Annotated in this window: 1 protein-coding gene; it reads right to left on the bottom strand. The window is 41.4% G+C overall.

All coding sequences use genetic code 11. The features are described from left to right. Window positions 1-532 (bottom strand): hypothetical protein (locus A3761_RS27060; RefSeq protein ID WP_197472849.1); only part of this gene is annotated, 532 nt, incomplete at both ends.

Below are 532 nucleotides of genomic sequence, written 5' to 3'. Positions count from 1 at the left end.
TCGTCACTCAAAGCCTCGACAAGCATTTTATACTGCACAGAATCTCTTGGCGGCATTAAGGTACTTTCCTTATCAGTATTCTGATAACGCTCCCAGTCCAGAACGTCTCGAATTTCTGCTTTATCTTTGATCTTATCAAGCACAATTTGCTCGTTATCACCTGACATAAAATCAAGGCGCTTAGCAGGGTTACCTCGATGACAAGTGAAGCAATACTGCTCAAACAACTTAAGTTCTTGATATTCGTTTATCTCTAACTTAGGCGCGCTACTCACTCGTGGCAAAGACATGTCAGATGTATCTAAACAACAATACTGAAGATCCTTAGCTAATAAAGCCTTCATAGTTGCCACCCGAGAAAAAGGCTTTGCTTCAAAGAATTCAACCGGTAAGTCAGAAACTCTTTGCAAGATGGCGTCTATCTTGTAGCTATAGTGAGCGTTGAGTGTTTTCAAATCTGAGTCAGTGAAGAAACTGGCGATACCATAGACACCATCGATATCCGATTTACTTAGCGTTTGTTTTGGCTCCC

Source organism: Oleiphilus sp. HI0123 (genome assembly GCF_001635315.1).
The sequence above is the reverse complement of the archived record's forward strand: the minus strand, read 5'-3'. Positions and strand labels throughout refer to the sequence as shown.